This is a genomic window from Flavobacterium sp. N502540 (genome assembly GCF_025947365.1).
Classification (GTDB): Bacteria; Bacteroidota; Bacteroidia; order Flavobacteriales; family Flavobacteriaceae; genus Flavobacterium.
Map to the genome: position 1 here is coordinate 3,083,466 of NZ_CP110012.1, position 17,101 is coordinate 3,100,566.

Annotated in this window: 15 protein-coding genes; 5 read left to right on the forward strand and 10 right to left on the reverse strand. The window is 37.5% G+C overall.

Annotated features, from left to right (window positions below; genetic code table 11):
• Positions 1 to 88: 88 nt before the first annotated feature.
• The 9 genes from OLM58_RS12985 to OLM58_RS13025 form a co-directional block, all read right to left on the reverse strand.
• A complete protein-coding gene (locus tag OLM58_RS12985) occupies positions 89 to 1,207 on the reverse strand; it encodes a PD-(D/E)XK nuclease family protein (protein WP_264529236.1) in 1,119 nt (372 codons plus the stop codon).
• A gap of 10 nt (positions 1,208 to 1,217) precedes the next feature.
• The gene (locus OLM58_RS12990; protein WP_264529237.1) at positions 1,218 to 2,147 is read right to left on the reverse strand and encodes a hypothetical protein; all 930 of its coding nucleotides are present in this window, start codon (positions 2,145 to 2,147) and stop codon (positions 1,218 to 1,220) included.
• A 266-nt stretch (positions 2,148 to 2,413) separates the two neighbouring features.
• A complete protein-coding gene (locus tag OLM58_RS12995) occupies positions 2,414 to 3,181 on the reverse strand; it encodes a PcfJ domain-containing protein (RefSeq protein WP_264529238.1) in 768 nt (255 codons plus the stop codon).
• 94 nt (positions 3,182 to 3,275) lie between these two features.
• The gene (locus tag OLM58_RS13000; RefSeq protein WP_264529239.1) at positions 3,276 to 3,731 is read right to left on the reverse strand and encodes a hypothetical protein; all 456 of its coding nucleotides are present in this window, start codon (positions 3,729 to 3,731) and stop codon (positions 3,276 to 3,278) included.
• Positions 3,728 to 4,138, reverse strand: a complete 411-nt coding sequence (locus OLM58_RS13005; protein WP_264529240.1) for a PcfK-like family protein — start codon at positions 4,136 to 4,138, stop codon at positions 3,728 to 3,730. The genes OLM58_RS13000 and OLM58_RS13005 overlap by 4 nt, the downstream gene beginning before the upstream one ends.
• 25 nt (positions 4,139 to 4,163) lie before the next feature.
• The gene (locus tag OLM58_RS13010) at positions 4,164 to 4,526 is read right to left on the reverse strand and encodes a hypothetical protein (RefSeq protein ID WP_264529241.1); all 363 of its coding nucleotides are present in this window, start codon (positions 4,524 to 4,526) and stop codon (positions 4,164 to 4,166) included.
• A 38-nt stretch (positions 4,527 to 4,564) separates the two neighbouring features.
• Positions 4,565 to 4,957, reverse strand: a complete 393-nt coding sequence (locus OLM58_RS13015) for a single-stranded DNA-binding protein (RefSeq protein ID WP_264529242.1) — start codon at positions 4,955 to 4,957, stop codon at positions 4,565 to 4,567.
• A 666-nt stretch (positions 4,958 to 5,623) separates the two neighbouring features.
• The gene (locus tag OLM58_RS13020; protein ID WP_264529243.1) at positions 5,624 to 8,629 is read right to left on the reverse strand and encodes a KAP family NTPase; all 3,006 of its coding nucleotides are present in this window, start codon (positions 8,627 to 8,629) and stop codon (positions 5,624 to 5,626) included.
• A gap of 202 nt (positions 8,630 to 8,831) precedes the next feature.
• Complete coding sequence (locus tag OLM58_RS13025; RefSeq protein ID WP_264529244.1) at positions 8,832 to 8,981, reverse strand: hypothetical protein; 150 nt, start codon at positions 8,979 to 8,981, stop codon at positions 8,832 to 8,834.
• Positions 8,982 to 9,751: 770 nt separating this feature from the next.
• Between OLM58_RS13025 and OLM58_RS13030 the strand changes: the two genes are divergently transcribed.
• The 5 genes from OLM58_RS13030 to OLM58_RS13050 are packed head-to-tail and all read left to right on the forward strand — an operon-like array spanning position 9,752 to position 16,108.
• Entirely contained in the window at positions 9,752 to 10,636 is an 885-nt protein-coding gene (locus OLM58_RS13030; RefSeq protein WP_264529245.1) for a DUF4007 family protein, read from the forward strand.
• A complete protein-coding gene (locus tag OLM58_RS13035) occupies positions 10,626 to 13,844 on the forward strand; it encodes a hypothetical protein (protein ID WP_264529246.1) in 3,219 nt (1,072 codons plus the stop codon). Before OLM58_RS13030 ends, OLM58_RS13035 begins: the two co-directional genes overlap by 11 nt.
• 2 nt (positions 13,845 to 13,846) lie before the next feature.
• On the forward strand, positions 13,847 to 14,971 hold the full coding sequence (locus tag OLM58_RS13040; protein WP_264529247.1) for a phosphoadenosine phosphosulfate reductase family protein: 1,125 nt from the start codon (positions 13,847 to 13,849) through the stop codon (positions 14,969 to 14,971).
• Between the two features lie 9 nt (positions 14,972 to 14,980).
• The gene (locus tag OLM58_RS13045; protein ID WP_264529248.1) at positions 14,981 to 15,718 is read left to right on the forward strand and encodes a hypothetical protein; all 738 of its coding nucleotides are present in this window, start codon (positions 14,981 to 14,983) and stop codon (positions 15,716 to 15,718) included.
• Positions 15,719 to 15,721: 3 nt separating this feature from the next.
• The gene (locus OLM58_RS13050; RefSeq protein WP_131424689.1) at positions 15,722 to 16,108 is read left to right on the forward strand and encodes a nucleoside 2-deoxyribosyltransferase domain-containing protein; all 387 of its coding nucleotides are present in this window, start codon (positions 15,722 to 15,724) and stop codon (positions 16,106 to 16,108) included.
• A 34-nt stretch (positions 16,109 to 16,142) separates the two neighbouring features.
• Here the strand turns inward: OLM58_RS13050 and OLM58_RS13055 are convergent, their stop codons facing one another.
• Complete coding sequence (locus tag OLM58_RS13055) at positions 16,143 to 17,093, reverse strand: hypothetical protein (protein ID WP_264529249.1); 951 nt, start codon at positions 17,091 to 17,093, stop codon at positions 16,143 to 16,145.
• Positions 17,094 to 17,101: the final 8 nt, after the last annotated feature.

The window sequence follows — 17,101 nt, forward strand, 5'->3', positions numbered from 1 at the left end:
TGGCCGGGTCTTTTGATCATCCGCAAAGCCGGGTTGCGCTTTGGCTTTGAAATGCATTTGCTGAAAGCTGGATCTCGAAGATGAATTTTCAGCGGAGCTTTTTGAAAAGCGCCATCAAATAATTATAAAGCTCGCTGTCAACCTCTTCAATGGAGCCTATGGCATCTGAATCGAAAAACTTATACATTCCTCCTCCGGCTCCGCCATGTTCGAACTCTTCGTAAAGGCCTATGGACTTCAGCTTTTCAGATACATTGTGCTTCTGGGTTTGGTGATCCTGGCCCGGATTCCAGAAATCAATCTGCGCATTTCCGCCTGATAGCAGCTGCACATCAATTTTGTAAAGAATATCATTGTCATAATATCTCTCGAAGAGCTGATGGTTTGGGCGGTATCGGTATATTTTTTTAAAGGGGGCGTAGTCTCCGTTTATTTTTTCAAGCAGAAGATCCGTGCGGTACTCGTCTAATCCTGCAACCAGTGCGGCTACAGCTTTTGCTTTTTGATAACCGCTGTCTGTGCTTATGATCTTATAAAAATCTTCTTTGATCTCTCTGTCCATGCCTTGCTGGGATAAATGTTTAATTAGTTTTAAATATTGGAAAATAAATGAGCGCGAGTGCTCGTCTTTGGATATTTCGTAGCATTTTTGAAGCCATCCCCGGCATAAATCGTCATTGTTTTTAAAGGCTGTGAGGTTCAAAATTTTTGCGTTGAGCTCCAGGTTGTCTGTCCATGGAGCATTCTTGTTGCCATGCAGGGTAAGATATATGATGCTATCAACCTGGAAACCGCAGCTCTGGGCATAATTGTAATAATTTTCAAGCTGGTTTTCCATATCTCCTGCATTGTTTATTTTATTTTCAATTATGATTGTTTTTTTTGAGGTGCTGTCGGTGATCCAGATATCAATTTTTCCTTTTTCTCTTGTGACCTGGCAGAGCCCGTAGTGGCTTTTGTCTATCTGGGCGCCCAAAAAAATCAGATAATCTAGAAATAGGTCTAAAAAGGCATTGTGGTGCCCATGACGTTCCTGAGGATCCAGCAGGAGCTTGATCACGTCGCTGTGAAAATTTTCAAGATAGGCATTGTAGGAGGAAATGGTAAAGAGATTAAACCGGTTGAGCTCCATCTGCTGTTGCACATCGCCGATTCTTTTCTCTATGCCGTCAAATTCCTTTAATGCCAGAAACGAAGCAATATCCATATTGTTTTTTTTATAATTTATAATAGACTCTGCCGTTGAGGTACGTGTCTCGGTGGTCCTTTGAGATGAGAATTGCGGCAGTGCGCGAATCCCATTTTTTGACCTCGGGAACATTATGCCTGAAATCTTTCAAGGATTGGACATTATTGTAGAATCCGTTTATTATGCCATCGAGATATTGGCAGCATAGCTCGGGATAGAGCACAGCCTGCTCTTCGGCAAACCGTACGACGACCCAGCCATTCTTGGTAAAAAACGCATTACGGGCGCGGTCGTCAAGATGAATGGGACTTTTGCTGTCAGAATCATAAGGCTCGTCAATCTCTATGTCGATCCTTAAATTGATATAGGGGTCGATATAGGCAAAATCGGTAACATAGGGCCTTGATACTGCGCTGTAATAAGGTTTGTAGCCGGTGTCTTCAATGGAGACGCTTTCCATAATTTTTGAGCCGAAAGACCGGTACAGGAAACTTTTGAAATAATCATGCGCTTTTCCCTTTTTGTAGTCCCTTGCGGGAGAATGCAGGGCAGCCCTGCTAAGTATGATGCCATTTTCAATGTTTCTTTTATACTCCTGGTAGTTTTGGGCATCAACCTTCAAAATTTCCATCTCGTCATTGTACTGCTGAAGCAGTTTTGGGTAGGCGGAAGCTGCTTTGTCATACTGACTTAATTCATTGTCGTATTTCTTTTTTTCCGAGCTGGAAAACAGCAAATAAATCAAAATTGAGGGAAGGATAAAAAGCATTCCCATGTAGACATGCTTTGCATAAACCATTAAGGATCCAATGCAGATCACAGGCAGCACCATTTTTATCAGTTCAAACGTTGAAGGCTTTTGGGGAGCTATCGGTCTTGAGGGTTTCATCGGATGCGGGAAGATCTTGTCGATATTACGTAAAAAATCGTGCGGCAGATACAGCTGGGGATAGTTCATTGATCTGATATATAATTTTAACTGTAAGGGTTTTGGGTTTTATAGAAAGTTTTTTCGAAAGTAAGAATTTTATTGGATATCTGCAGCAGAAATTATATTGCGCATTAAAGTATGTTTCATAAAAAAAGAAGGCTATAAATGCCTGCGGGATTTACTGCATGGAAATGTTTTCTGGCAGTACTGCAGCCCGCCGGCCGCAGGCAGGCGGGCTTTTTATCATTTTGGGACGCATCTTTAAAATGCAAAAAACCGGCAGGAAGCCGGTTTCATGCAAGTTCAGGTCTTTGACTGTTTTTTTTCACCCGCGCCTTTATCTGATTGAGATTCCTGCTTACAAGATCCATAATCCGTTTGTGATGTTCGGAAGAATTGTTTTTCATGCCTCTGCACTGGATTATCTCCAAAGTTTTGAGCGAAACTTCAATAGTTTCAACCGAATGCCCGTCCACCTTTGCAGAAAGGATAAGCGAGTTTTTTTTCTTATGGTATTCATTGGTAAAAAGGCAATGATGCAGGGTATCGCCCTCGTCCATGAAATCCTGCACATTTTCAATCACTGAAATAGCCAGATTTTTGTCTTTGAAACACAATCCAAAAAAAGCTTTTTTCTCCTCCATGTATAATTTCTGGGCCTGCAGGGTCTCAGAACGCATCTGCAGGAGGTGTTCTCTCTTTTGGATTGCTCTTTTTCGGATGATCAGCCTGTGGTGGGCTTCCCACAGATTTTCGGGGCAGACGTACAGCGGACAGCTCAGGTCTTTTTTGAACCATCTCAGCAGGGCTATGTAATCCTCCCAAATAGGATAATCATTGATTAAATAGTTTTTTTTAAGGCAGACTTTCAATGCCTGCCAGTTCTGTTTTATATGCTGTTCTGAAGAGTGCAGATAATAGTGGAGCAGAGAAGACTGCGAGGTTTTCAAAAGCGTTTCTGCAATGGGATCCCTCAGCAGGGCTGGAAAAAGGATCTGCGGTGCGATATTGTAGAATGCCTCTTTAAATCCGTTTCTTTTAAGAGCGTCTGCCACTTTCATTTTTGGGTAGATTCCGAAAGGCGCAATGCGGAATTTTGGAGAGTTCTGGAAATTTTTTGGACGCATTTCCAGTTCTGAGTAATATTTCCATGCGTCATAGGCCTGCGAAAACACGTTGCAGCTCAGCGACATGGTTCTCACTTCCCCTTTCGGATTTATCCAGTGCTGCATCACTTCCTTGTGCCAGTAGACGGGCAGACGTTTTTTTTTTCATTTTTTTATGCGAGCAGATGATTCGCACGATCTGATAGGAGCTTTTGGTGTCCAAAACCGCAGAGTACTCAATTTTCCTGAAGTCAGGCTGATTGCGCCCGAACATTTTAAGTGCTCCCCTGCAGGCTTTGCATTTGGTGAATTTGTCGCAAGAAGGGTCTTTTGGGTCTGGTTTCCAAGATTGGGCGCAGTCCAGGCAGTGGAACCTGCCTTTTGAGAGCACGCCCCATTTAAGGAATATATTTTTTTCCGCCCATGCCTGCATCTGCGGGGTCAAGGGTGCGAGAGACTGGCTTAGTTCGGCAATCTCTTTTTCGATTATAGTCTTAGGTGTCATAAGTCAAAAAGTGTCAGGGCGGTCTGTGCCGTTTTTGGGATTTCCTTAAGTGCTGGGACAGCAAGGCGAGTTTCTTGGGAGGGAATTTTCTCTGCAGCATTTTCTGCCACAGGGGAAGGAACGGAGAACAAATCGGCCTGCTTGGGCTGATCTGTCACGACTCTGCATTTTATTTCTGGCGGTGTGCCGATAGTATCATCCGTATAATATTTTACTGTCATGTCAAAAATCTCGCTGTCGTCAAAAGCGCAGAGGCCTGTTTTTTTGACTTCTGCAATAATGTATGTAAGGCAGCTTTCGAGATTTTTTGAGGGTTTCTCCAGCATGGGAGAGAATAGGGCATCCGATAGGGCTTTCTCTTTAAGGAAAACCTCTATTCTTGTTTTGAATTTTTCTGAACCGTTCATAACTCAGGGATTTTAGGCTGATGCGTTATCTTTCGAAAGTGTTTGTGTAAATGTCAAAGCAGTATTCCTCAAAGCATAGCCAGCACATAAAGGTATAGTGGGGCAGGCGGTGGCAGTTTTTTACAACCACTCCTACAGAGTCCTCGATTTCTTTGCGGATGTTTTCCAGATCGTCAAGATGCTCGATATAGAATTTTCTGCAGTCAGCGTGATAGATGAACTCGCTGATCATTCCGCTCATGCATCCGCCTCTCTGCAGGTCTTCCAGAAAGGATTTCAGTTGTTCTTTTTTCTTCCCTTGATAGGAATCCAGATCAGAGAGAATGATTTTATTGAATACCCTGATTACAGGGTATTCGGCGTATAAAGATTTTTCAAAGGCTTTCATAACTCGTTTTTTTTAGGCTTATACATTTGCAATTGTTCTTAAAAAGGAAGATCGTCGGGTTCTTTCCCAGATGGCTGCTCTAGGACAGCGCCAGTGGCATTTGTTGATTTTTGGGCATCACCGACAAAAGCGATTATCTTGATATTGCTGGTGTGAAAGGTCAGACTTCCATGTGCCTGGGAATCGTTTCCGATATACACGTTGAGCCCGATGCGCCCGAAAAGCTCGACGGCTGTGCCTTTCTTGAGATACTGCGCCACTCCTGTCGAAAGCCAATAGGAGCATTCGATGTAGGTTACAATTCTTACACGCGCGGTGCTGTTTTTGGTTCTGTAGCTGTCGTTGACGGCAATTGAGAAATTGACCACCTGTCTTTCTTTTCCCGCTTTTGCCACTACGGCATCTTTTGTGAGTCTTCCAATGATTTCCATGATTCCAAAATTTTAAGGGTTGCTGTTATCCGATTATCTTTCCCTTTCCCAAAATTATTTTCAAAAGAAAAAACGGGAAAAAAGAAAGCAAGAATCAAGTGGGCCGCTAAAGGATGCGGAGTGCTATAAGTCCCGAAGGGCGGGAGCGAGGCTGAGCCGTTATGCGTATGCAGCATCCGGGGCACACTATCTTGGCTGCCCTTTTAACCGTTTCGCATGGAAACAGCCTATGTGTGTCCCCTCTGCTGTGACTTTGAAAGGAAAATGAAAATGAACGAAGAGCTAGAAGGCAAAAGATGGAAGGAAAGTTTATTTCTGCATTGCCTTAAAGAAACGTAAAAGACAAGGAATGTAAGGAATGTAAAGAACAGACAGGGGCAAATAAGCGTCTGAAGATAGGGGGCAAATTGGGAAGAAGCATCAGCAGGACTAAAGACTGCTTAAAATTCGAAGAATGATTGTATGATCCATGCATTATTTTCTATAGGAAAGAACAAGACTCTTTGCAGAACATAAATCGACGGAATTGAATAAAAGGAAAAAGGAGGGACTTGAGCGCGGAACTGTGGATGCAGATCTTATTTTGTGGGGCATAAAGATAGGATTGACCCAATCTTGTAGAGAAAGTCAATCCTAATTGAAGGAACTGTTTTAAGCAGCAGTTGTTTAAGGGGCGAGCCCACCGCTCTCTTCGATATATTTTATCTTTTCCTGTTTTGGTTTGATGGAGACAAATTCAATATAATTATCAGCGGACATGTAAATTTTGGTGTTTTCCTGTATTTCGGTGTTCTGATAATCGAAAGCCGCGTGGCCCGAATCCAGTGCAATAAGCTTGTCAATGATTCTGGACACCCAGTAATCGATGTTTTCCTCCAATATATCTATCTTCAGGTAGAATTCTTCCTGAAAAATGAATGAAGCAGCCTTGAATTTATTGGAATAGGAAACCGCAGAAGGAAATCTCCCGCCAAGCTCTATGTCCGTTATTTTGACAATGAGCTGAGGGGCGTGGCTCTGATGCGGAAAATCTCCTGATGCGGATGATGACACATTCGCATCCACTTTTTTCTTCATCATTTTAGATTTTGAAAAATCATAAAGCAGCGCGGATGAATGTCCTGTTATTTCAAGAAGCCTGTAGAAGGCAAGGAATTCCTTCACGGACTCAAGACCGTGGTCTTGATGAGATGCCACGAATCTAATAAAATCGGACTTGCTTCCAAAAATTTCCGTAGCAAAGCTTGAAATCTTGAAAACCGTATACAAAGCTGATTCCAGATCTGTCATCAGCATGCATAAAAATTCTATATTTTTCCCCTGCCAGAAATCTTTAAACGTTTCGTTGGCCTCTTCCCGGGCAATATCCTTAACTTGGTTATAAGCATGATATATGTTGTTTATATTGTTGTCATATGTAGCGGGTATGGTATAAGAGGCCATATAATTTTTATAGATCTTTGCAGCAATGGAGGCAAACTGCGGCTGATCAAAATGCCACAATTCTTCAATGTGTCTGTTTCTCCATATAGCCTCTACCAGGTTCAGGAGCATTTCGGGCTTGAGGGATTTGTTGGTGAATATTGCTTCATTTATCCAGTCTTTGTATTGCTGCTTATCCTCTGAAAGTTTGTGAAGTTCTTCGGTAAATTTATTGATCAGCCTGAAGATTTCGTTATCATATCTGCCCTTCAAGGCACTGTTTTCATATAACAGGACTGAATACTCAATGGTTCTTTTAAGTTTTTCGGGATCTTTGGACGCAAAGTATTTCAGGCGGTCTAGCAGCTGCGGCGTCTTTCCATCTTTTTCGATCTGTCCAAGCTCAGGCTTCAGGAGCTCATAGCCGATTGCGTGCAACTTTTCAAATTCTGCCTGTTTGAAGTAATTGGAAAAAATGCGCTGCTGTGCGAGCATTTGGAAATTATTAATATATCTTATGGAATCCTGGGATTCAATATGGTTTTCTTCCCCAAATAAAAAGGCGAGAGTTTTGATGAGCAGTTTTTTGTCGCTTCTGTTTATTTTGAGTCCAAGCTTGTTGTTTTTCTTTCTGCCGCCTAGAATCTTCTGGTATATTATATATTTTTTCAGTTCTTTTATATTAGCGATCTCTTCCGTAAAAAGAGTGTCAGAAATCTGGGCATTAATTTGCTCAGGGGTGAGGTTTTCTGCGGCCGGCTCATTTTTGATCAGTCTGTAGACACCTTCTTGTGATTTGTCAATTTCCAAATAGTCACCCATATTGTCATTGAGCTGCTTTAAGACACTAGGGAATTTGAGTTTCATAAAAGTGAAGTTTATGAAGTCCTTGAGATTGAGGTATGCGAAGTCTTCCTTGTAAAGGGAAAGGTCATACCTGATCTGATTTACAGCTCTTTTGGCATCCCTGAAGTTTTTCACATAATGTTCGAACAGGATAAGTGGGCTCGAAAGGGCCTCATCAAGAAGCTGCGTAAAATTATCTGGTGAAGGACTCAGTGGATTGGCTTTGAGAAGCTCTTCAATAAAATAATTTTTTAAGACTGTATTATCAATTTCAGGCAGGTATACCTCAAGCTGAAAAAATTTGTCTACAAACCTTGTGTCCAAGATGTTTCCCTTTTCTCTTAGCCTTTTGACTACGTATTCCTTGTCCATTGCAACGATGAAAAAAGTGTTTCTAAAGTTTGCGGTATTTCGAATGAGTTTGAGAGTTTGCAGGATTTCAGTCGGGCTCAGGCGGTCGAGATCATCCACGAAGATTATTATTTTTTTGTCGATTCTGCCGAGAGTTTCATCTATATCGCTGTAAAGAGTACTAGCTGATAGCTTAGAGAAATTGGCAACCTGGTTTTCCAGAAAACTGGTTATGCTTTTATTCTGATACAGGTCCGTGAGTTTTTGTGAATAGTCAAGAAGCTGGCTGGAAAGCCTTCCGCTGTAGGGTGCAATCTCATTACTCAGTGTAGTAAAGAATTCATTGATGATGTCGTTTTCATTGTGATTTAGATACGGCAGGAACTGAATCGAGATTATTTCTCCGCCTTTATGGGGATCGCTTGACTCAATGCTGCTTTTTATCATCTGCATGACGCTGGATTTTCCGTTTCCCCAAGGACCGACAAGGCCTATGGTTATTGATTTTGGATGCTGTTCATTAAGCAGTATCTCGGTAAGCCTGCCAACAGTTGAAGCATGGTCGAGCCTGTCCTCTTCTTGTTTTGAAAGAGGATCATCTCCTACAAGGAAATTCACAGAAGACTGCTTTTTTTTGGTAGCCAGCAAGGCGTTTAATATGCAGGAAAGATAAAAGGCAGTAATCAGCGCAATGGGCAGGTCCAAATATTTTACATCGTAAAATCCATTCTCAAAAAAAACATGAAGGTTCCAGTCAAGCCCGCTGTAATCTAGGCGGTAGCACCAAAGCACAATATAAGAGATGGCGATAAAAAAATGTTCTGTCTTGGATGGAAGATACTTCGGCTTTATAAGACTAGAATAAAGAATAGTGCACAGGGAGGTGAAAGCTAGGAATACCAGCAGTTTCAAATTCCACTCGTTGTATTTGGGATCGCTCATCAAAAATTTCGTGATCGCTGCATTGAGAGGTTTTTGGAAATAGACGAAGCAGAAAATGACAAATACTGCCAAGGTAAATGTCTTAAAGAATTGGTGTAATTTTTTCGGCATAGAGGGTCGTGGTTTATGGCAGGCATTGCTGTGTAAATATACAATTACTTTTTCAGAAGCAATTTTTTTCAGCTTTAATGCGAAAGCCTGCCTATCAGAAGCCTATTTTAGGGCGTAGCGTGCCGGTTTCATGTTGCTGTAGGTAAGATCGTCGTAGGCTAATGATGAAATCCTCGCGGAGCTGGGTATATACAGTTAAATGTTAGACGGCAGGGAAATCATCAGAAGGAGCTTCCGCAATTCTATGTTCAAAGGAGGTTTCAACGGCATATCCTTCAGCGGGATCATATCCGTCTTTTTGCTGACTTGCATTCTTTTTTAAAATAAGAAGATAAAGGTCTCTTAGGCTCACTATGTCTCACAGCGCTATATATGGCAGTCGTTGTTGATGCCAAATAGCGACTCTTCACAAAAATAATTATTTGTGTCAAGTATCTTTGTACAATCAATTCATTCTATTTTTTTTGTAATTTATTGTTCTGTCAATGGGGTTTTGTTTCTTTGTAATTAATAGGCCGGAAGCTTATTTTTAAATTAAAAGATAGTTGATTTTTGATGACAAATGGGCGAGGGAGAATCACTGAGGAGGCATTCGGATTCTGAATTACTAATCTCAGTAAAATAGGTTTTAATCTGCAGGCAGCTGTGTTCGACTGCTTCATTGATTATGATAGGATTTTCGGGATTATTGATACCACGGCTAAAGCCGTAGCTGTAGAAATCATAGGAGAGCTTCGGGCTGAGAAGCTTTTACATGGAAATCTTTGCTGAGGCTATCTGCCATTCAAGAAGGTTTATGACATCGTTGAAGCAGGTGAAGGTATATTCGGTATATTTCCACTGATCAAATGTTTATATTTTTATGGTAATGAAAAGCAATCTGTTAAATGTCTTGCGTATCAAAAAAAAATAATATTATTAAAAAAGTCAAAGCAAAAAAATGCTGAGGCCGCTTTGTTGTCTTAACTCAATTGTTTTTTTGTAGGAAAAAAGTGTTAACATTAATGCTTTTGTCATTTTTAAAAACCTTAAGGGATTGAGCATAACTTATTAATAACTTTTCCTCATTGGGTAACATCCTCCATTTGAAATTTATTATATTGCACTACTTAATAAAATCAAATGCATATTTTAAAATTTTCGGGGCACGATACCTTTTACTGCAGGCAGCAATGGTTATTGAAAGGAGTTGAACTTATTGGTAATGAGTGTGTTGGTGGGTTTGGTGATCTTGAGGAAGCGATTCTGAATCTTGGTGTCGGAAAAAATATGGTTCAGGCAATACAATATTGGCTGAGAGCTTTTGCTCTTGTAGACGATGAAAAAAGATTGTCAACAATAGCCAATTTAATTTTTTCCGAACAAAATGGTTATGACAGATACTTGGAAGACGAGGGGACATTGTGGCTTCTGCAATATCTGATATGTAAAACTAGGACAGCGAGCATTTTTAATTTAATTTTCTCGGATTATGCCAAAGAGCGAATCAGCAATGAATTCGATGAAAAACAGATATTGAATTTTATCAAGATAAAAATTGCAGAAACAACGAATAGAGAAACAAGTGATAATACTTTGAGCTCTGATTTTAAGGTTTTTATACAGAGCTATTTCTCAGGAGTTAGAGTTGCAAAGACTTTGGAAGACGATTTCAATTCTCCTTTGATTGAATTAAATCTTATTTCGTCGATCAATAGGGAAAATGGTGTCGTGACTTATAAATTGAACAAAGAAAACCGCATTGATTTTCCTTTAGAAATTTTCGGCTTTTGCCTGTTGGAGCAATATGGTAATAAAGGATCCGTTCAGTTTAAGGAGATCAGAGAAACTTTAGGCTCTTATTTTGTCTTGACCAATGAGGGGCTTGAAATCATACTTGAAAAATTATGTTCGAAATATATTGAATTTGTTTTTAATGATGATGCGGGTATCAGACAGATACAATTGAAGGGAGATGACGATAATTTTAAAATGGAATTACTAGAAAACTACTACCATGGGGTTTAATATATCAACAAACATATTAAGAGATCAATCTAAAGATCTGAACTATGTAGTAACTCCAAATGCTACAAAGATCTTCGAAAGAATTTTTAGCGCTGAAGGCAGTTCGAATAAATCCTTTACTGTAATAGGCAATTATGGTACAGGAAAATCTACTTTCTTGTGGGCATTGGAGAAAAATCTTTTAAAAGAAAAGTTTTTCTTTACTACTAAGCTTAATGAGAAATATCAGTCTTATAAGTTTTTAAAAATAATAGGAGACGCTACAAGTTTAACTTATGCATTTCAGAAGGTTTTAGGGCTAAGCACTGAGGCAACTTCACGAGATATTATCGAAGAACTGGAAAGCAGGAGAACTGCTGCTGCCAGAAAGAAAAGTGGCTATGTTATTTTAATTGATGAGTTTGGGAAGTTCCTGGAGTACATCAGTAAAAACAAATTAAGTAACGATTTATATTTGTTGCAATTGGTTTCTGAGTGGGCAAATGATGCAGATAAAAATGCCTATTTCATAATTACCCTGCATCAGAATTTTATTTTCTATTCATCGACATTAGATTCAATCGATAGACAGGAATGGGAAAAGATAAAAGGCAGATTTGTTGAGTTGCTGTTTAATGAGCCAGTTGAGCAGTTATTGTTTTTTGCCAGCAAGCAGCTTGAAAAAATAGTTCTTCCCAAAGAATTGAAAATAGAGTTTAAGAAACTCAATGCAGATATAATCGAATCTAATCTGGTTAATTTCAGCCAAAATACCAACTCTTCACTGTCTGAGAAGCTGTTTCCACTAGACTGGCTGTCTGCAAATATTTTAGTCCAGGCATTGCAACGCTATGGACAGAACGAGAGATCATTATTTACATTTTTAAATGAATTTGACAAAGCGAAAAAGAATAATGTAAATTCATATTTTAGTGTGAATTCGGTGTATGATTACCTGATACAAACTTTGTCTAGCGATATACAAAACTATAATAACCCTCACAGACCGCAGTGGCTTTCTTCGATGAGAGCTTTGGAAAGAGCGGAGCTTAATTTTTCAGAGGATTATCCGGTTGCTTCCCAGATTATCAAAACTATCTGCTTGGTTAATGTTTTTGGTAAGGCAGGAGGGAAATTCAATAAAGAGTTGGCGATAAAGTATATAAAAGCCACAACTGTTTTTGAAACTGATATTATTGAAAAATCTGTCGATACATTAGAAAAGGCAGGCATCATAAGATTCTATAAGCACAGCAACAAACTTAATTTTCTAGAAGGCACTGACATTGATATTGAACAGGAATTGACCAATGTCACAAAAGAAATTGAAGCTGATTTTTCAATTGCCGATGAGCTGGCAAAATTGATTACTTTTCCGGTAGAAAATGTAAAAAGACACTCATTCGAGACAGGCACGCCAAGGTATTTTGAATATAGAATCCTTAATGATTTGAAAGATATTAAATACGCAGAGGGTTCTATTGACGGCTACGTAAATTTAGTCTTTAATGCAAAAATAAAAGACAAGGAACTTAAAAGTGCGTCGAAGAGCGCTGAGGGCAATCTCTTTGTTATTTATAAAAACTCGACTGATATCTACAATGAAATATTCACAATCAATAAGTACAAACTACTGCTGAATAAATTTGGGTCAGATGTGAATGCTATTAAGCTGTTAAACGAAGAGCTGCAATATCATGTCAATAAGCTGAATTGGTTTGTTTTACAGAATCTGTATTCCAATACTAAAGAAAACCTATGGTTTTATCTTGGACAGCCAAAGATTGTTGAATCTAAAAAGCATCTGAATAGTTTGTTGTCTGAAATATGTGATAGAGAATTTAACAGAACTCCAAAAATAAAAAATGAATTGTTTAATAGGGAGAACTTAAGTCCTCAAATAAATACTGCCCGCAAATTTTTAATGCGCAAGGTATTGGAATTTGAGAATGATCATCTATTGGGATTTGAAGCTTCTAAATTTCCACCTGAAAAATCAATTTATCTTAGTCTGCTCAAACATACGGGTATACATAGATTAGATACTAATGGAATTTATAGCTATCAAGCACCGAAAATAGAATCATTTTTGCCTTTATGGGAGGAATGCGTTGATTTTTTAAGTTCTGCCAAATCTTCAAAAAGAAATCTATTTGAATTATATGAAGTTCTTAAAAGCAAGCCATTCAAATTAAAAAAGGGATTTGTTGAATTTTGGATTCCATTATTTTTGATTATTAAAAAAGAGGACTTTGCCTTGTTTCATGAAGCCAACGGTTTTGTACCTTATATTTCAGAAGATGTCTTAGATTTGATTCATAAATCACCTCAGAATTATTCAATCAAGAGTTATGACGTTTCTGGTTTGAACATGAATTTGTTGGAGGGCTATAAGGAGTTGGTAAATGTAGGCGAGGAAGAAAAAGGTATGAAAAGCACATTTCTTTCTATTTTTGGAAATTTTCTTCGTTTTTACAGAAGCCTGAATGATTACTCTTCCAATACTAAAAAATTATCAGATAAGGCTGTCAAGCTTCGTGAAGCAATCAAGAATGCAAAAGATCCTGAAGATGCCTTGTTTAATCAGTTTCCAGCAGCTTTGGGTTTTCACAGCCTTTCAATAAAAAACGATGAGGAGGTACTAAAAAATTACACACTGCACATTCAGGATGCAATCCGGGAATTGAGAAGCTGCTTTGATGATCTGATAGACAGGATTGAAAATATGATATTGGAGTCTACCGACAGCAAGGGGAATGATTTTGCTGAATACAAGAAGATCATTACGTCCAAATTACAGAGCATAAATCCGAACTTTTTGAGTGCAGAGCAGTCTGTTTTTTTTAAAAGAATATTCTCGCCATTGGATGACAGGGTTTCCTGGCTGAAATCAATTGCGGATGCAGCACTTGGAAAGTCGATAGATAAGATGATTGATGAAGAGGAGCTGCTGATGCTTAATAATATAAAATCATTCATAACAGGATTGATCAAATCTGCTGAAATACACGAATTCAACAAAGTCAGTAATGATAAACTTGTTGCTTTCGAATTTGTATCAGAAAGGGGAGACTTGATAAAAAATAAAATAGTTTTAGATTCAAAAGTCAACGGCGTCTATTCGGGGGTAAAGAAGGAATTGAAGGAAAAATTGACTACATTGGATATGGAGAAGAGAAAGCAGCTGCTATTTGAATTATTAACGCAAGAGTTGAGCTTTAAGGAATAATTATGGGTAAAATCAAACACGTTTTAGGGATATCAGGAGGAAAGGATAGTGCGGCCTTGGCTATCTACATGAGCCAGAAACATCCAGATATAGATGTAGAATACTATACTTGCGATACCGGAAAGGAATTGACAGAAACGTATGATCTGATATCGAAGCTTAATTCAGTATTAGGTAAGAATATTAGGCTTTATAAGTCAATAGACGAGGCCAATTCGCCAGAAAAGAATCCGTTTGACCATTTTTTGGCGATGTATGGAGGATATCTACCTTCTGCTACCGCGAGATGGTGTACTGGCAAGATGAAGCTTGAGCCATTCGAGAATGAGATAGCCGATACTCCGACTATTTCATATGTAGGAATTCGCGGTGACGAAAATCGTGAAGGCTACATATCAAAACGTGAAAACATACAATCGATATTTCCATTCAGAAAAAATATTTGGAGTGAGGATGTCATTAAGAAGTTTTTGAATAATAGTAATTTGGATTTTATTGGCGCTAATTACTCAAAATTAAATCCAGTCAATCTTGCCCTGATCTTAAACTATGTTTCGCAGCCTATTTCAATGCGATTTACGCAAAAGCAGAAATTAAATGCTTTATTAGATGCAGACGCTAAATTATTTAATAAAGTAGTATTTGAATGGCTTAAAACAACTGATTACCCAGTGGGAAAATTAGAATCGTTTTCACTTATAGATAATGATGAGAATCTGGGTATTGATGATATTTTTAGGATATTGGAAGAAAGTGGTGTAGGAATACCGGCATATTATAAGCCAATTGACTATTCGGTTGAAATTGATGGAGAAATAAAACAGGGTACATACTCCCGCAGCCGTTCTGGCTGTTTTTTCTGTTTTTATCAGCAGAAAATAGAATGGGTATGGCTTTTAGAACAACATCCTAACTTGTATGAAGCAGCAATTACGTATGAGAAAGAAGGATATACATGGATGGAAGAGCCGCTTGTTGAATTGAAGAAACCTGAAAGAGTCAATGCTATAAAAAGAGAGCATTACATCAGAATGAATCGTAATAAATTGAATACTAAAACGGCTACAAGTTGGCAAGATGAAATATTGCAGTCTGAAGGAGAAGGATGTGCTAGTTGTTTTATTTAAATGTAGATTATGGAGGATGCATTAAAGTCGGTTAAAGAGTTTATTTGGGATGTAGTAGGTTATCTTATTCCTGGATTTTTATTGATTATAGTTCTTAATTTGATATTGCTGCCTAAAATTGCAGTTGATGATAAATTTTTGTTTGATTGGAAAGTTATTCAGAATTATATGGTAGTTGTAGTTTCTTATGTTTTAGGTTATGTTATTTATAGTTTGACAATTTTTAAAATTAAAACTCAAGATTTTGTAATTGATATGATACGTAATTTTTCTAGCTACATTAATAATACAAGATTTAATTATTTAACTTCAAATAGATTGTCAAAATATTTTGTAGATAAGATTATTATTGGTAAGCATAGTGAAACATGGAAAGACAAAGCAATTAATTCTTCGAGTTTTAAAGCTGCAAAAGATTTTTTGAAAGCTAATAATGTGTCATATGTTGACAATATGCAATTTAATGAAATTAGAAACATTTTAATGTCAAGAAATCCAGACATGGATCAAAAAGTTTACACATTTATGTTTCGATCATCTTTATTTGATCATATTTCTACAATTGCAATTATTGTATGTTTATTAGTTTCTTTACAATTGTTAGTATCTGATTATAAGTTTATAAAAACGGATTTAATATTTAAGGTATTTTACTGTCTCTTAGTTATGTTTATACCTCTATTGGGAAATAGTAAAAGAATGTTTTATTCTATTGCGCAAAGACTTCCTATCTCAAATTTAAAATAAAAAATGAAAACAAGAATTTATTTAGCCGGGGGATTTAAAGGTGGCTGGCATAATCAAGTAACTCAAGAACTAGGGGATAATTTTATTTTCTTTAACCCTCAAAAACATGATTTGAATGATGTTGATAAATACACATCATGGGACTTATACCATGTTGAAAAATGTGACATACTTTTGGGGTATATGTCAAAAAGCAATCCTTCAGGTTATGGATTAGCTTTGGAGATTGGATATGCAAAAGCTATGAATAAATTAATAATTCTAGTTGATGAACGGTCTAAATTTGATAGTGAGTTTAAAAGATATTTTTCTATTTGTCAAGAATCATCTAACGTTTCGTTTGATTCATTAGCAGATGCTATAGGTTATATAAAAAGTTTTGTCATTTAATTTTTGGCCGTATGTATTAAAATTTAATAATATGTTATTTTGCTTTGTAAAAAATTACTTCGCTTCTATTTCCTGGAATATACCAATCGTAATCTTCATCAAAATAGCAAATCCAAGTGTATAAAGTGTTGACTAATTGCTGTTCCTTTATTTCCCAGTTTCTTGGCGTAGGCACCGTAGTTGTATTTTCTCTAATCCACTGTACAGCTTTGCCATAGTTTAAGGATTTTGAATTTTGCCTTTTTATATGATTTTTCAAAGCCATAACAAATGGGTGCGAATTGAATTTGATATTCAACTCTGATTGGAAGATGGAGTATTCCTGGACTATGTCAATTTCATATAAAGCTATATCGTGCGCAGCACAATTTAGCTCTAAGTTATTATATTCATCAGGCTTTGTGGCAATATCATATAAATCGTCTGGGGATAAACTCATGGGCAGTTCTGATAATAAAAAGCTATTTGATTCTGTAATTTTTACACTAAAGTCGGGATAAATTGTTTTTATGACGACTGTTTCATCTACTAATTTTTTCAGCTGTTTGTAATATTCATCATTTATCAGAATACTCGATTTCAAAATATTATTTAAGTAGATTTTGTCTTGAAAAGAAATATTGTCAACAAGACCATTCAGCTCATAATTAAAATTCGAACTTTCTCCAATTCCTTTATTAGTATAATTAGCGGAACCGAACAATAATTTTGAATCAAAATTCCATGCAGCTTTTAAGTGTATTCTTGTATTGCGGAACAATTGAATATTATTTTCTTTACAATATATGTATAAGTCTATATCCGAAACTTTTTTAATCAAATCTTCTATTTCCCATCTAACAACAACCTGTTTGATGTTTTTTTTAGCATTCAGGTGTTTGACAATTTCAGTTTTTATGTACGCTGAAAAAAGGACTACTGTTTCTTCATTTAGGAAGAAATCAGCAGTCTGTGAGAATAAATTTATACCACTTTTATATATCATTTATTTTT

What these genes read in the sequence shown, in the direction of transcription:
- OLM58_RS13010 (WP_264529241.1), bottom strand. Translation starts at nt 4,526, where the DNA reads ATGAAAGCCTTTGAAAAATCTTTATACGCCGAATACCCTGTAATCAGG.
- OLM58_RS13055 (WP_264529249.1), bottom strand. Translation starts at nt 17,093, where the DNA reads ATGATATATAAAAGTGGTATAAATTTATTCTCACAGACTGCTGATTTC.
- OLM58_RS13000 (WP_264529239.1), bottom strand. Translation starts at nt 3,731, where the DNA reads ATGACACCTAAGACTATAATCGAAAAAGAGATTGCCGAACTAAGCCAG.
- OLM58_RS13040 (WP_264529247.1), top strand. Translation starts at nt 13,847, where the DNA reads ATGGGTAAAATCAAACACGTTTTAGGGATATCAGGAGGAAAGGATAGT.
- OLM58_RS13005 (WP_264529240.1), bottom strand. Translation starts at nt 4,138, where the DNA reads ATGAACGGTTCAGAAAAATTCAAAACAAGAATAGAGGTTTTCCTTAAA.
- OLM58_RS13035 (WP_264529246.1), top strand. Translation starts at nt 10,626, where the DNA reads ATGGGGTTTAATATATCAACAAACATATTAAGAGATCAATCTAAAGAT.
- OLM58_RS13030 (WP_264529245.1), top strand. Translation starts at nt 9,752, where the DNA reads ATGCATATTTTAAAATTTTCGGGGCACGATACCTTTTACTGCAGGCAG.
- OLM58_RS13045 (WP_264529248.1), top strand. Translation starts at nt 14,981, where the DNA reads ATGGAGGATGCATTAAAGTCGGTTAAAGAGTTTATTTGGGATGTAGTA.
- OLM58_RS12995 (WP_264529238.1), bottom strand. Translation starts at nt 3,181, where the DNA reads ATGAAAGTGGCAGACGCTCTTAAAAGAAACGGATTTAAAGAGGCATTC.
- OLM58_RS13020 (WP_264529243.1), bottom strand. Translation starts at nt 8,629, where the DNA reads ATGCCGAAAAAATTACACCAATTCTTTAAGACATTTACCTTGGCAGTA.
- OLM58_RS12985 (WP_264529236.1), bottom strand. Translation starts at nt 1,207, where the DNA reads ATGGATATTGCTTCGTTTCTGGCATTAAAGGAATTTGACGGCATAGAG.
- OLM58_RS13015 (WP_264529242.1), bottom strand. Translation starts at nt 4,957, where the DNA reads ATGGAAATCATTGGAAGACTCACAAAAGATGCCGTAGTGGCAAAAGCG.
- OLM58_RS13050 (WP_131424689.1), top strand. Translation starts at nt 15,722, where the DNA reads ATGAAAACAAGAATTTATTTAGCCGGGGGATTTAAAGGTGGCTGGCAT.
- OLM58_RS12990 (WP_264529237.1), bottom strand. Translation starts at nt 2,147, where the DNA reads ATGAACTATCCCCAGCTGTATCTGCCGCACGATTTTTTACGTAATATC.